The following is a 14,133-nucleotide window of genomic DNA, read 5'->3' as shown; positions in this document are numbered from 1 at the left end:
ATGGCGCTGGAGGGCGTGCGCATCCTCGACTTCACCTGGGTGGTGGCGGGGCCCGTCGCGACCCGCATTCTCGCCGACCAGGGCGCCGAGGTGATCAAGGTCGAGCGCGGCGACATCGCGGCGATGAGCGTGCTCGGGCCGCGGCGCGTCGGTCTCCAAGGCGAGCTGCATCGCAACAAGCGCTCGGCCGCGATCAACATGGCCCATCCGCGCGGCGTCGAGCTGGCGCGCCGGCTCGCCGCAATCAGCGACCTGGTGATGGACAACTTTTCAGCGCGCGTGATGCGCGGATGGGGGATGGATTACGAGAGCTTGGTCAAGGTCAAGCCCGACATCATCTGCATCAGCATGTCGGGGCTGGGCCATACCGGCCCGCGCTGCAACTACGTCAGCTACGGGCCGACGCTCCAGGCGCTGGCCGGCTTCACCCGCCTGATGACCGACGGGCGCGGCGAGCCTGCTGGCTACGGCTACTCGTACGCCGACATGGCCGGCGGCTACAGCGGCGCGCTGGCCGCGCTGATCGCCCTCTGGCATCGCCGACGGACCGGGCGCGGGCAGTTCGTCGACCTCTCCCAGTTCGAGGCGCTGGCGAGTCTGGTCGGCCCCGCCCTGCTTGACATCGCGGTCAATGGCCGCACGCAGGAGCCGCCGGGATGGCGCTCGCAGGAGGCGCCCGCGGCGCCGCACGGAGTGTACCGATGCCGCCCACGCGGCGCCGATCACGATCGCTGGCTTGTGATCGCGGTGCGCTCGCAGGCAGAGTGGGAGCGCTTCCGCGCCGCGCTTGGCAATCCGCCGTGGGCCGCGGATCCCAAGTTTCGCACGCTGTACCTCAGGCTGCGCAATCGCGAGGAGCTCGACGCGCAGGTCGCGCGATGGGCCGCCTCCCAGGACGCGGAAGCCGCGATGGCGGCGCTACAGGCGGCGGGCGTCGCCGCGGGCGTCGCGCTCAACGGCGCCGATCTCTGCACCGGCGACGCGCAGCTTGCCGCGCGCGGCTTCTTCGCCGAAGTCAAACTGCCCGAGGGCGGCACAACGCGCGTGCCGGGCGTACCGATGAAGCTCTCGGCCACGCCGGGCGCGATTCGTACGGCTGCGCCCACCGTCGGCGAGGACAACGACTACATCCTGGGCGAGCTTTTGGGGCTGAGCCGCGCCGAGCGCGCAGCGCTCGTTGCCGACGGCATCGTCTGGAACTGATCCGCGCCTGCCACGGGCATGGTCGGTATGCGCAATCCGACCCACTGCGGAGCCGCTCCTGAGTAGCACCGAAAAGACGCCGCGGCAGTTCTGACCGGCGACGGATCAATCAAGACGTCCACTGTGCGACGCGCGCCGTCACCTGACGTGGGTCGCCTATGGCTGAAGCGGACATGCGCTCAACTGATCGACGACCTAGATGCTTCTGCGCAGCGGGCGCCCGAATACCTCAGCAGGCGTCCAAATTAGCCAACTCGGCGACCCGAACCGCGCACCAGCGCTCTTTTCCCCCACCCCCGCGCGCATCAATATGAGCGCGGGGCTGCCCGACCCCGCGGCGGCTAACCGCCCGCAGCAGAGGCTCGTAGTCGCGCGTGCCAGCCAGCGTTCTGTCCAGCGCTCTTGCCGGCGTAGATGCCTTCCCTGTCGAAGTCGAGGTCGACATCGCCGGCGGCGTGCCAGCGCTCAAGACGGTGGGGCTGGCCGAGGGCGCGGTGCGCGAGGCCCAGGAGCGGGTCAAGGCGGCGATCAAAAACTCGGGCTACGACTTTCCTAACCGCAAGATTACTATCAACCTCGCGCCTGCTGACACCCGCAAGGAGGGCTCGTCGTTCGACCTCCCGATTGCGCTCGGCATCCTGGCCGCGGGCACCGGCGCGCTCCGCGTCGAGCGCATGCGCAACTACCTGATTCTGGGCGAGCTCGCGCTCGACGGTCGCATCAAGGGCGTCAAGGGCGCGCTGCCCAGCGCGCTGCTCGCGCGCACCCGTCGTTACGCCGGGATCATCCTGCCGCGCCAGAACGCCGCCGAAGCCTCGGTGGTGGGCGACGGCACGGCCATCCTCGGGGTCGAAAGCCTGCGCGAAACGGTCGATTTCTGCGAGGGGCTACGCCAGCTCGAGCCCTATTCCTCCAACGTCGAGCAACTGTTCACCGAAGCCAGCCGCTACGACGTCGACTTCAGCGAGGTGCGCGGTCAGGAGCAGGCCAAGCGCGCGCTCGAAGTCGCCGCCGCCGGCGGGCACAACGTCCTGATGGTGGGTCCGCCGGGCTCGGGCAAGACGATGCTGGCCAAGCGACTGCCCACGATCCTGCCCGCGATGAGCTTCGAGGAGGCTATCGAGACCTCCAAGGTACACAGCGTGGCGGGGCTGATGGACGGGCGGGCGCTGATCGCGACGCGCCCTTTCCGCTCACCGCATCACACGATTTCCGATGCCGGTCTGATCGGCGGCGGGCCGGTGCCGCGTCCGGGCGAGGTCAGCCTCGCCCACCACGGCGTGCTCTTTCTCGACGAACTGCCCGAGTTCCGCAAGAACGTGCTCGAGGTCCTGCGCCAGCCCTTGGAGGACCATCGGATAACGATTGCGCGCGTGATGGGTACCGTGACATTTCCGGCAAGCGTGATGCTGGTGGCGGCGATGAATCCGTGCCCGTGCGGCTTCTATACCGACACCCAGCACGAGTGCACCTGCTCGCCCCTGATGATCCAGCGCTACCGCTCGCGGATTTCAGGCCCCCTGCTCGACCGCATCGACATCCACGTCGAGGTCCCCGCGGTCAAATATCGCGAGCTGACCGCGCGCACGCCGGGCGAAACCTCCGGGGCTATTCGCGAGCGAGTCAACCGAGCGCGCCAGGTCCAGCTCACGCGCTTAGCCGGCACCCGGATCTTCTGCAACGCGCAGATGGGGGCGCGCGAACTGCATGCCCATTGCCAGGTCGAAGCGGCCGGCGAGCGCCTGCTCGAGTTGGCGATCAACCGCCTGGGGCTGAGCGCGCGCGCTTACACTCGAATCCTCAAGGTCGCGCGCACGATTGCCGACCTCGACGGCGGCGGTCCGATCCAGGCCCCGCATGTCAGCGAGGCGATCCAGTATCGCTCGCTCGACCGCGCCGCGCTATGAACCGCCGCGGGCTCCGTTCGCCCGCCTGTCTTTATGGTCTCTTTTTCCGCTATATCTCGATGGACCGCCCAGCCGCCCGGAGGCGCGGCGGACTCGTGATGGCGACCGGGTCGCTGACCGAATTCCGCACCGCGCACGCGCAGGCAATCGCGCGCTTCTACCGGCGCGGCCGCTGCGTCGAACTTGGCCTGGACGAGGCCGAGCTTGCGGCGGCGCTTTATGCCAGCGCGCGCGCATGGGACGCCGATGCAGAACCGGCCGCGATCGACCAGTACCTTGAGGCCCTGCGCGCTGAGGACTTCGCGCTCGCCCGCGCATGCGCGCGCGGCAACGAGCGCGCCTGGGAGCGCTTCATCGCCGCCTATCGGCCGGGCCTGTACGCCGCCGCGCGGGCGCTCACCCATGACGAGGCGCGCGCCGGGGAGCTGGCCGACTCGCTGTGGGCCGAGCTTTACGGGCTGGAGGCTCGCGACGGCGAGCGCCGCTCGCTGCTCGCCTACTTCGGCGGACGCAGCGCCTTGGCGACCTGGCTGCGCGCGGTGCTCGCCCAGCGCTTCGTCGATTCGGCGCGCGCGGCCCAGCGTCTGCGCCCGCTCGAGGAGCGCCCGGCCGAGCCCGCCACCGACGGCGATCCGCCCGATCCCGACCGCGCGCGCTACCTCAACGCGCTGAGCGCGGCGCTGACCGCCGCGCTGGCGACGATCGAACCGCGCGAGCGCCTGCGGCTGAGCTACTATTATCTGGAGAACATGACCCTGGGCGAGGTCGGCCGCCTGCTCGCCGAACATCCCTCGACCGTCTCGCGCGCGCTCGAGCGCACGCGCTCGGCGCTCAAGCGCGAGGTCGAGCGCCGCCTGCGCCGCGAGCAGAACCTCAACGAGGAACAAATCCGGCTGTGCTATGATTACGCCGCCGAGCAGTGGCCATTCGACCTCGGCCGCGCACTTTCGGAATCGGAGTAGAGCGCCGCACCCAGCGCAATCTTTGACCTACGTGCGGCGCGGTTGTATGGAGAAGCGGTTTGGCGCTGGACAATGACATCGAGCAGCGGTTCGAGATCGCGGTCAAGCTCGCGCTGGGCGCCTCGCGCAAGCCGGCCGGGCCCGACTGCCTGACTCCCGAACAGATCGCCGCCTACTACGAGTACGCGCTCAACCGGGTCGAACGCGCGCGCTGCGAATCCCATCTGGCCGCCTGCGCGAGATGCCAGGAGACGCTCGCCGCGCTGATGCGCGCGACGCCGGTCGTCGAGCTCTCGCCCGAGTCGGCCGCGCGCGTGGCCGAGGCTGAACTCGTCGAGCCCGACGGCGCGGCCCCGCACAGGCTCCGACCCCCACCCGCGGCAGCGCTGGCGACTCGCCGCGGCCGCGTATGGCGAATCGCCGGACTGGCGACGGCGTGCGCCGCGATGCTCGCAGTGGTGATCCTCGCCGACGTCCAGATGCGCCGCGGAAGTGTGGAGCGCGAAGCGGTCCAAATCGCCGCGTCCAAGGGCAGAGCCCGCCACCATCGCCATCGCGCGCAATCGGCCCCTTCCACGGTTGATGATAACGAGTTGGCGCTGAACGAACCTCAAGGCGAAGCGCAAACCTCACGCGACGAGCGCGCCGAACCGGCCATGCCCCGACCGCCGGCCTCCGCGCCGATGCAGGCGGGCGAATCCGGTGAAGCGAGCACGGGCGGTGAGGCCTCCGCGCCGCCGCCCTCTGCGCCGCAGACCGTATACGCGAATCCGCTGTTCCAGGGCGAACAAGCCCCGGCCGAGCCATCCCAGCCGCGGGCGGCTGCTGAGAAACCCGCGCCATCGGCCGTTACGCAACCGCCACAGGTGACGCCGCCATCGCCGCCCGCAACGACCGAACCCGCACCGCCGCCGCCCGCCGATCAAACCGCGCCGGCCGCAGCGACAGGCGCCGCGGCGATCGCGTCTGCCCAACTCGCCGAGCACGAGCCTCAAACAGCCTCTCGAGCGACGGCAGAATCGGCTGCCCCGTCCCACGAAGGTCCGACTCACGCCCTGGAGCCTGGACGTCCGGCCAAGGCGCCGGCAAAGGACAAATCCGCTGCGAAGCAAGCCCAGGCGGGGGCGAAGAAGTCGAAGAAGACCTATCCGCAGTCGGCGCAGCAGGCTCAGACGATCGCCAGCGCACCGCAAGCAGTTGGGTCGGCGCCACAGTCGCTCGCTGCGACGGCGTCGACCCGTCCCCGGCTCGCGTCGAAGTCCGCGCCGACCTCGGAACAGATGCAGGCCGCCGCTGGCGCCGCCTCGGCCACTGCAGCCGCGCCCGCCAGCGGAGCGCTGACCCCGCAGCACGGCAGCGCAGCGCCGGCGGCGCACGCGGCGCCGGGCGGCAGTCCTGCGCCATCGCAGCCGAGCGCCGCCGCGACGGCAAACCCTGTCGTCGCCAGCGCGGTTACGGTCGCACCGGTGGTCGCCGCCGTCGCGCCGGGAATCCCCAAGCCGCCGCGCTCGGTTCTGGTCGCCGCGCCAGACCATACGGTGTACTGGGCGCTCCAAGATTTCGGGATCATCTACCGCTCGACCGATCGCACCAGTTGGATACGCGAGGCGAGCGGCACCGACAACGACCTGCTTGCGGGCGCGGCGCCCTCCAGCGCCGTGTGTTGGGCGGTCGGCCGCCGCGGCACGGTGCTGCTCACGACCGACGGCGTCCACTGGACACAGATCAAATCGCCCACCAGCGCCGACCTGGTGCAGGTCAAGGCCGCCAGCGCCGACGTCGCGACGGTCGTCGCCAGCGACGGCAAGCAGTACAGTACCTTCGACGGCGGCAGCAACTGGCAGGAGGGCGAGAGCGAAGCCGGCGCATGGCAGCGCCTGGAGTAAGCCGCCGCTGAGCGCGGCCTCCGGCGGCCAAATCGCGCCGGAGGCCGCAGGCCCGCCACAAAGATCGCAAAGGACTACCGCCTACTCCGTTCCATCTGTCGAGGAACGCGAGCATGGCCGGAGCGATACGCCTTTCGCCAACTGCGGCTGCCGACACCGTGTGCGGCTCGTCGTCGTTTCCGAGCGTGGCCGCGCGCCGGCTTCATGCGGCTTTGCCTGACGATCCGCGCCTGCTCCAGATTGCCGCGCTCGGGGCGCTACTCGCCGCGGGCGCGTGGCTGCGCGACTTCAGCCTGCGCCCGGCGCAGGTCCTGCTTACGTTCGCGGCGGGAGTCGGCGCCCAACGCGCTCTCGACGCGTTTGCGGCGACGCGCGGGCGCACGCTGCGCAGCGCGATCATCACCTCGCTCAGCGTGAGCCTGCTCCTGCGCGCGGACAATCTGTGGGCGATGCCGGCGGCGGCGGCCGCGGCGATCGGTTCCAAGTTCCTCATCCGCGCGCGCGGCAAACATCTCTTCAACCCGGCCAACTTCGGCGTCGTGGCGGCGATTGTGCTGATGCCCGGAACGTGGATTTCGCCCGGGCAATGGGGCAACGACGTCGCGCTGGCGGGATGGTTGATCGGGCTAGGCGCGCTGGTCGCCGAACGCGCGCGGCGAGCCGATACGAGCTGGCTGTTCCTGCTCTTCTACCTGAGCGCGCTGGCCGCGCGCCTCGAATGGCTGGGCCAGCGATGGGCCGTGTGGGCGCACCAGCTGCAAAGCGGCGCGCTGCTGCTGTTCGCCTTCTTCATGATCTCGGATCCGAAGACCACGCCCGACCATCCCAGGGGACGCGCGGCGCACGCCACGCTGGTCGCCGCGGTCGCCTACGCGTGGGGCTTCGGCCTGTTCCGCACCAACGCCGTGATCTGGGCGCTGTTCGCGGCGGCGCCGATGGTGCCGGTGTGGGACGCGCTATGGCCCGCGCCGAAGTTCGAATGGACATCCACAGGAGGGCTCACCGATGGAACGCTGCAAACTGACAACGGCCGGCCTGACGATGCTGACGATGTGCGCGCTGGCGCTGTGGGCGCCGGGTAATGCGCGTGCGTTTTGCGGCTTTTACGTCGGACGCGCCGACGCCAGACTTTACAACCATGCCTCCCAGGTCGTCATGGTGCGCGACGGCGAGCGCACCGTGCTCAGCCTGATGAACGACTACCAGGGCGAGCCGTCGGAGTTCGCCCTCGTCATCCCGGTGCCGGTCGTGCTCCGGCGCGGCCAGATCCATATCGGCAACCGCGAGCTCTTTCAGCGGCTCGAAGCCTACAGCGCACCGCGCCTGGTCGAGTACTACGACCCCAGCCCGTGTCCGTTGCCGATGCGTCCGATGGCGGGGGCGGCGAGTCCGGGCATGGAGGCGCTGCTGAGCGCCAACGGACGAGTCGCCAAGGACACGGCGCGCGCGCTCGGCGTGACGGTCGAAGCCCAATACTCGGTCGGCGAATACGACATCGTGATCCTCTCGGCGCTCCAATCCGACGGGCTCGAGACCTGGCTGGCACAGAGCGGCTATCGGATTCCCAAGGGACTGGGAGAAGCGCTGCGCCCGTATGTCCGGCAGCGGATGAAGTTCTTCGTCGCGCGGGTCGATCTCAAGGAGCATGAACGCACCGGGCTCAGCTATTTGCGCCCGATCCAGTTCGCCTTCGAATCGGAGAAGTTCATGCTGCCGCTTCGGCTGGGAATGCTCAACGCGCGCGGGCCGCAGGACCTTGTCGTGTACGCGATCACGCGCGAGGGGCGGGTCGAGAGCACCAACTACCGTACGGTCAGGGTGCCGAGCGGGATGGATCTGCCGGAGTTCGTGCAGGGCGAGTTCGGCAAGTTCTACCAAGCGATGTTTGATGAACAAGTCAAGCGCGACCGGATGCGCACGGTGTTTACCGAGTACGTATGGAACATGAATTGGTGCGATCCGTGCGCGGCGCCGCCGCTTGGCCGCGAGGAGCTGCGCCAGCTCGGCGTCTTCTGGCTCGACAGCGGAGCGCAAGGTCCAGCGGCGCCTTTCCCCCAGCCCGCCTACATTCCCGGTTATCCGATGCCCGCGGCGGCGCCAGCGCAGGTGATTCTGACCCGGCTGCATATCCGCTACTCGGCGGCGACGTTCCCCGAGGACCTGGTCTTTCAAACCACGCAGGACCAGCAGAATTTCCAGGCCCGCTACGTTACCCGCCATCCGTGGACAGGAGCTCCCGACGCCTGCCCTGCCGCGGCCGCCTACTTCGCGGCGCTGCACAGCCGCCGCTCCACCGACGCCGCCGCGCTCGCCGATTTGACCGGATGGGACCTTGCGGACGTGCTCCGTCGCGCCGGGCTGCGCCCCGATGCCCGCCCGGCGCCATGGTGGCAGGGCTTGTGGGGCGCGGCGCCGAACTAGGTACGCCGCGCGCGGAGCGTTAATCGCTGTCGAGCCCGGCCCCGTTGAGGTGTCGGGCCGACTCTCTTCCGCCCGGAATCGAGCGCCATGCGGGGGCTGACAGTTATCCGAATAGAACCACGTTCGATGACACGCTCGCCTGCGGCCCGCGAGGAACCGTCAGGGTGCGGGAATTGGTTGACATGCGGGGTACTGTGACCTAACCTGCTTCGTCTGCTAAAGTAGCACCCAACCGAAGAAATCCTGATGCGCGCCGCCCCGCGCGCGCGCAGCAACCGATCCCTCCCCATGTTTGACACCCTAAGCGACCGGCTCGAAGGCGTCTTCAAAAAGCTAAAGGGTCAGGGCCGCATCACCGAACGCAACATCGAGGAGGCCCTGCGCGAGGTCCGCCTCGCCCTGCTCGAGGCCGACGTCAATATCCGCGTCGTCCGCGACTTCATCGACCACGTCAAACACAAGGCGATGGGCCAGGAGGTGCTGCGCTCGCTGACTCCCGAGCAGCACTTCATCCGCTTCGTCGCGATCGAGCTGCGCGAGATGATGGGCGGCAGCGCGCGCGAGCTCGACCTCAAGGTCAAGCCGCCGGTCAAGATCATGCTGGTCGGGCTGCAAGGCTCGGGCAAGACGACCTCTGCAGCCAAGCTCGCGCGCCTGCTCAAGGAGGAGCGCAAGCGCCGCCCGCTGCTGGTCTCGACCGACGTGCGGCGGCCGGCCGCGATGGAGCAGTTGCGCGTGCTCGGCGCCCAGATCGGCGCACCCGTGCTGGAGACGCGCGAGGACCAGGACCCGATCGAGATCGGCACCCGCGCGCTGGCCCGCGCCGAGGCCGCCGGCTACGACGCGATCGTCTTCGATACCGCCGGCCGGCTCCAGATCGACGAGGACCTGATGGACGAGTTGCAGCGGCTGCGTGCCGCCGTCCAGCCCCATCACGTGATCCTGGTCGCCGACGCGATGACGGGCCAGGACGCGGTCAACGTCGCCCAGGGCTTCCACGAGCGGCTTAAGATTTCCGGCCTCATCCTCACCAAACTCGACTCCGACGCGCGCGGCGGCGCGGCGCTGTCGGTGCGCGCGGTGACCGGCGCGCCAATTCTGTTCGCCGGCGTCGGCGAAAAACTCTCCGCGCTCGAGGTCTTCCATCCCGACCGCCTCGCCTCGCGCATCCTCGGGATGGGCGACGTGCTCAGCCTGATCGAGAAGGCGCAGCAGAGCTACGACCAGGCCAAGGCCAAGGAGCTCGAGCGCAAGTTCAAGAAAAACGAGTTCACGATCAACGATTTCGCCGATCAGCTGCGCACACTGCGCAAGATGGGCTCGCTGGGCGAGCTGTTGGGGATGATCCCGGGGCTCAAAAAGGTCGCCTCGCAGGCCGACAGCGAGGAGGCCAAGCGCGAGCTGCGCCGCATCCAGGCGATCATCGACTCGATGACGCGCCAGGAGCGCGAAAACCATATGATCCTCAATGGCCGGCGCCGCGCGCGCATCGCCGCCGGCAGCGGCACCTCGGTCCAGGAGGTCAACCGCTTCGTCAAGCAGTTCGAGCAGACGCGCAAGGTAATGAAGAAGTTCACCCGTGGAGCGGGCCTGGGGATGATGCGCGGACTGGGCCTGGGGAGCTAGAATAGCCAAGGAGAGATCGTCGCCTATGTCACTCGTGATTCGGCTGCGCCGCCATGGCAGCCGCAAAAAGCCCTTCTACCGCATCGTGGTCGCCGACAGCCGCTCGCCCCGCGACGGCCGCTTCGTCGATCAGGTCGGCACCTACGACCCGGCCCACAATCCGCCCAAGGTCCAATTGCGCAAGGAGCAGGTCGAAAAGTGGCTGCGCTCCGGCGCCCAACCCAGCGAAACGGTGAGGAAGCTTATCCGGCAAGCCGCGAGCACCGCTTAACCGACCCGCTCTAGGAGCCAAGCCATGAAGGAGCTCGTTCAGTTCCTGGCGCAGCAATTGGTGAACAACCCTGACGCGGTCGAGGTCAAAGAGACCCAGGGCGACACGGCCTCAGTGCTTGAGCTGCGGGTGGCGAAGGAAGATCTGGGCAGGGTGATAGGCAAGCAGGGTCGCACGGCCAAGTCGATCCGCACGATCCTCAATGCGGTCGCCTCACGAACCAATCGCAAGGTTGTTCTCGAAATCATCGAAGAGAAGTAGCCGCCGATGGCGACTTTGCGCCGCCGCGCTCCACGCCTGAACGGCGCGCGCACGGCGCCCGCGGCGCGGTCGGGCGCGCCGCCCGCTCGCGCCGCCGCGGCGCCAGGCGATGCGGTCGCCGACGGCTTCGTGCGCCTCGGCCGCGTCGCCGCGCCGCACGGACTGCACGGCGCGCTGCGCGTGCGCACCGACGACCCCGCCTCCACGACGCTGGCGACCTTGAAGCGCTTGTATCTCGAAACCGCCGAGGGCCGGCGCGAGTTCAGGCTCGGCCGCGCAACCTCGCTCGGCGCGGGCCAGTTCCGCGTCGTGCTCGAAGGCGTCGCCGATATCGACGCCGCGGCGGCGCTCAAAGGATGCGCCGTGATGGCGCCGCTCGCCGACCTGCCGCCGCTCGGCGAGGGCGAGTTCTACTACTTCCAGTTGCTCGGCGCCGAGGCGATGCTCACCGACGGGCGCCGGCTGGGCGCGATCGCCGAGATTTTCTCGGCCGGCGCGAACGACGTATGGGTAGTGCGCGACGGCGCGCGCGAGGTGCTGGTGCCGGTGATCGCCGACGTGGTCAGAGGTATCGACGTCGGCGCGCGGCGGGTTACGATCGAGCCGGTGCCGGGCCTGCTCGACTGAACGCACGCCGCGAGAAAATGTCGGCCGCCGAGATGGAATTTCACGTCATCACGCTCTTTCCCGAGCTGTTCGTCGCGGCCAACTGGCCCGGGATGGTCGGGCGGGCGCTTAAGGCCGGCCTGGTCAAGCTCGAGGCGCACGCGCTGCGCGCGCACGGGCTCGGCAATTATCGCCAGGTCGACGACACGCCCTACGGCGGCGGCAGCGGGATGGTGCTGCGGCCGGAACCGCTGTGCGCCGCGATCGAAAGCGTACTGGCGGCCCATCCGGGACTCTGGCGTATCCTACTCACGCCGCAGGGCGAGCTGCTCGACCAGGCGAAGGTGCGCGAGCTGGCGGCGCGCCGACCGGGGCTGCTGCTGGTCGCCGGCCGCTACGAAGGAATCGACGAGCGCGTACGCTCGCTGGTGGACCAGGAGATTTCCATCGGCGACTACGTGCTGAGCGGCGGCGAGCTGCCCGCGATGGTGGTAATCGAGGCCGCCGCGCGCCTGGTCCCCGGCGTGCTCGGCAATCCCCAATCGCTCGCCGAGGAATCGTTCGCCGAGGGTCTGCTCGAATATCCGCAGTACACGCGGCCCGAGGAGTTTCGCGGGATGCGGGTGCCGGAGGTTCTGCTCAGCGGCGACCATCGGAAGATCCGCGAATGGCGCAAGGCCGAGGCCGAGCGGCGCACCGCCCGCCGCCGCCCCGACCTGCTCAAGCGCCATCGCTAGCGCCGCGCCGTGGCCGAGCTCTTCCTCGCCCTGCTTCACCATCCCGTGCTCGACCGCAACGGCCGCATCATCACCTCGGCCATCACCTCGCTCGACCTTCACGACATCGCGCGCTCGGCGCGCACCTTCGGCGTGCGCGCGTTTTACGTCGTCCATCCGGTGGCCGAGCAGCGCGAGTTCGCCCGCACCGTGATCGACCACTGGCGCATCGGCTACGGCCGCAGCTTCGACTCGCGCCGGGTCGAGGCGCTGGAGCTGATCGAGCTGGTGGCCGATCTCGACGCGGCGCTGGCCGCCGCCGAGCGCGCCGCCGGCCGCCGCCCGTTGCTGGTCTTCACCTCGGCGCGCGCCGCGCAGGGCACGAGCTACGCCGCCATGCGCGAGCGGCTCGGCGCGACCGACGCGCCGCCGGCGCTGCTTCTGTTCGGCACCGGCTTCGGCCTTGCGCCCGCAGTGCGCGAGCGCGCCGACGCCGTGCTCGATGCGGTCTGCGGGCCTGGCGACTACAACCATCTCTCGGTGCGCGCCGCGGCGAGCATCATCCTCGACCGCCTGCGCGGCCGCTGACAGGATGCGTGGCATTCCCCCTGGCGCACGCGAGGAATACCGTACAGGATATGAGCCTCGCAGCCGACCTGATGATCCTCATCGGTGCGATCCTGCTGACGATCGGGACCGACCTCGTGATCAACACCGCCAGCACGCAGTCGACGATCGGCGCGCCGCTGGGCGTGATCATCTCAGTGCTCGGCACGACGCTGCTCACTAGCGGCGTCCTGATCAGCCGCCGGCGCGCGCGCCGCCCACCCGAAGCGCAAACGTCTCCAACGCCACTGGATCGCTAATTCGCTTGCCTTGTTCTGAGCCCCCATTTTGTGGTTTGGGGGAGACGCAGCGGCGCGCTAGCGGATGCAGGTGTCGATACCGGCGGGGATGGTGACGGCGAACTGGTTGTCGCGCCATAGATCGCTACCGCATTCGAGGTTGTAGTCGGCGCCGTCGGCAACCCCATTGCTCGACCCGATCACGTCCACCACTCGATTCCCGCTGTTGCCCTTGCCGACCACCACTCCGTAGCGCTGGCTCGGCGCAGTCGGGCCGAAGACCCGGCTCGGCGTGGCCAGCCCGGCGACGAGATTGCTGTTGCTCGGCGGCACCGACGGGTCACAGGTTCCGCTTAGCTGACCGCCGTTGCTGAAGCATCCCAGGTAAACTCCGGCAGTAGTGTTTTGCGAGGCGGTGAAGTCGGCGAGCAGGTTGTGCGACGAGGCGCGCAGCCACACACCGTAGGTGTGGTTGGCCGTCGCCGTGACGTTGACCAGCGCGCCGCCCTGCACGTTGTTGAACTTGATACCGGGGCCGAAGGTGTTGCTCACCGCGATATTGTCCAGCAGCGGGCCGGAGCTCACATTGCGAACCAGGATTCCGACCCGCGTGTTGTCCACCGCACTTAGTGTGTTGCCGTACGCCGCGCCGGCCTGGATCAGGATGCCAACCTCGTTGCTCTGGCCGCTCAGGTTCTTGAGCGTCACCCCGCGGGCATCCACCTGGATGCCGGTGGAAAAGAACTGAACCATCGCCGGCGCATCGGGCGAGCCTTGTACCACCGTGTCCCTGGCCCCTGACATGACGTGGACGCCGACGGAACCGGGGCTCTGCACGGAAGGCGTGATGGTCGCGCTGCCGAGATCGAGCGTCACGCCCGGCGCCGCGATGCGGATACAGTCGCCGCCGCCGGTGGTGACCAGATCCTGCGTCAGCACGTAGCTCGCGCCGGCCTGGATGATCCTGCACGGACACGACGTGATCGGGTTGGCGCAGACGGGCATCGCGGCCCATGCGGGGGACGCCAGCGCCAGCGCGGCCAGCGCTGAGAGTCCCGCAATCCGGCGCCCGAGGAGCGCGCGCGACGCGCGCGTGCCAGGCGCCGACAGCAACGACAGCGACTGCTGCAAACTCATCGAAGTCGAACCTCCCCGCAAGAGGCGGCGCGCCGCGCCGTCGCGGCGATGCGCGATAGCGATGCGCATGTGCGAGCGGTCAGCGGCGCGTCAACCTCGATCGTAAGCGTGGTGCGCAGGCGGAGAGAAATTTTTTCGCTTCGCGCGCGCAACTCCGATCTTCAATTCTCACTCGTCGCGAGTCGTGCGCCGCTAATTTGAGAGCCGGTTGCTTCGGTCAGCCCTGCGTCGCGTAGTGACGCGAAATGAACAGGTATCGGCGAAGAGCGCGAAACCTTTGTGGAAAACCGCT

14 protein-coding genes are annotated in these 14,133 nt (G+C 68.9%); 13 read left to right on the top strand and 1 reads right to left on the bottom strand.

Annotated elements, in window-relative coordinates; all coding sequences use genetic code 11:
• The 13 genes from VFB33_07035 to VFB33_06975 all read left to right on the top strand — a co-directional run bounded on the left by VFB33_07035 (position 1) and on the right by VFB33_06975 (position 12,725).
• The gene (locus VFB33_07035) at positions 1-1,203 is read left to right on the top strand and encodes a CoA transferase (protein ID HZO81435.1); all 1,203 of its coding nucleotides are present in this window, start codon (positions 1-3) and stop codon (positions 1,201-1,203) included.
• Positions 1,204-1,577: 374 nt separating this feature from the next.
• On the top strand, positions 1,578-3,110 hold the full coding sequence (locus VFB33_07030; GenBank protein HZO81434.1) for a YifB family Mg chelatase-like AAA ATPase: 1,533 nt from the start codon (positions 1,578-1,580) through the stop codon (positions 3,108-3,110).
• A 98-nt stretch (positions 3,111-3,208) separates the two neighbouring features.
• A complete protein-coding gene (locus tag VFB33_07025; GenBank protein HZO81433.1) occupies positions 3,209-4,072 on the top strand; it encodes a sigma-70 family RNA polymerase sigma factor in 864 nt (287 codons plus the stop codon).
• 59 nt (positions 4,073-4,131) lie between these two features.
• Positions 4,132-5,958 carry a hypothetical protein gene (locus VFB33_07020; GenBank protein HZO81432.1) on the top strand — a complete coding sequence of 609 codons (1,827 nt, stop codon included), beginning with the start codon at positions 4,132-4,134 and terminating at the stop codon, positions 5,956-5,958.
• 113 nt (positions 5,959-6,071) lie between these two features.
• On the top strand, positions 6,072-7,040 hold the full coding sequence (locus VFB33_07015) for an RnfABCDGE type electron transport complex subunit D (protein ID HZO81431.1): 969 nt from the start codon (positions 6,072-6,074) through the stop codon (positions 7,038-7,040).
• The gene (locus VFB33_07010; protein HZO81430.1) at positions 6,964-8,379 is read left to right on the top strand and encodes a DUF2330 domain-containing protein; all 1,416 of its coding nucleotides are present in this window, start codon (positions 6,964-6,966) and stop codon (positions 8,377-8,379) included. The genes VFB33_07015 and VFB33_07010 overlap by 77 nt, the downstream gene beginning before the upstream one ends.
• A gap of 288 nt (positions 8,380-8,667) precedes the next feature.
• The gene (gene ffh, locus VFB33_07005; GenBank protein ID HZO81429.1) at positions 8,668-10,005 is read left to right on the top strand and encodes a signal recognition particle protein; all 1,338 of its coding nucleotides are present in this window, start codon (positions 8,668-8,670) and stop codon (positions 10,003-10,005) included.
• A gap of 25 nt (positions 10,006-10,030) precedes the next feature.
• Positions 10,031-10,276, top strand: a complete 246-nt coding sequence (gene rpsP, locus VFB33_07000; GenBank protein ID HZO81428.1) for a 30S ribosomal protein S16 — start codon at positions 10,031-10,033, stop codon at positions 10,274-10,276.
• Positions 10,277-10,300: 24 nt separating this feature from the next.
• The gene (locus tag VFB33_06995; GenBank protein ID HZO81427.1) at positions 10,301-10,537 is read left to right on the top strand and encodes a KH domain-containing protein; all 237 of its coding nucleotides are present in this window, start codon (positions 10,301-10,303) and stop codon (positions 10,535-10,537) included.
• 6 nt (positions 10,538-10,543) lie between these two features.
• Positions 10,544-11,164, top strand: a complete 621-nt coding sequence (gene rimM / locus VFB33_06990) for a ribosome maturation factor RimM (protein ID HZO81426.1) — start codon at positions 10,544-10,546, stop codon at positions 11,162-11,164.
• Positions 11,165-11,181: 17 nt separating this feature from the next.
• A complete protein-coding gene (gene trmD, locus VFB33_06985; GenBank protein ID HZO81425.1) occupies positions 11,182-11,880 on the top strand; it encodes a tRNA (guanosine(37)-N1)-methyltransferase TrmD in 699 nt (232 codons plus the stop codon).
• Positions 11,881-11,889: 9 nt separating this feature from the next.
• Entirely contained in the window at positions 11,890-12,447 is a 558-nt protein-coding gene (locus tag VFB33_06980; GenBank protein HZO81424.1) for an RNA methyltransferase, read from the top strand.
• A 50-nt stretch (positions 12,448-12,497) separates the two neighbouring features.
• Positions 12,498-12,725 (top strand): hypothetical protein, encoded by a 228-nt coding sequence (locus tag VFB33_06975; GenBank protein ID HZO81423.1) that lies wholly within the window; start codon positions 12,498-12,500, stop codon positions 12,723-12,725.
• 57 nt (positions 12,726-12,782) lie between these two features.
• Here VFB33_06975 and VFB33_06970 read toward each other — a convergent pair whose 3' ends face one another.
• Positions 12,783-13,841, bottom strand: coding sequence for a NosD domain-containing protein (locus tag VFB33_06970; GenBank protein HZO81422.1), 1,059 nt, complete (start codon positions 13,839-13,841; stop codon positions 12,783-12,785).
• Positions 13,842-14,133 lie beyond the last annotated feature (292 nt).

The organism is Candidatus Binataceae bacterium (assembly GCA_035650475.1).
Classification (GTDB): domain Bacteria; phylum Desulfobacterota; class Binatia; order Binatales; family Binataceae; genus JAKAVN01.
This window is presented reverse-complemented; position numbering and strand designations above follow the sequence as displayed.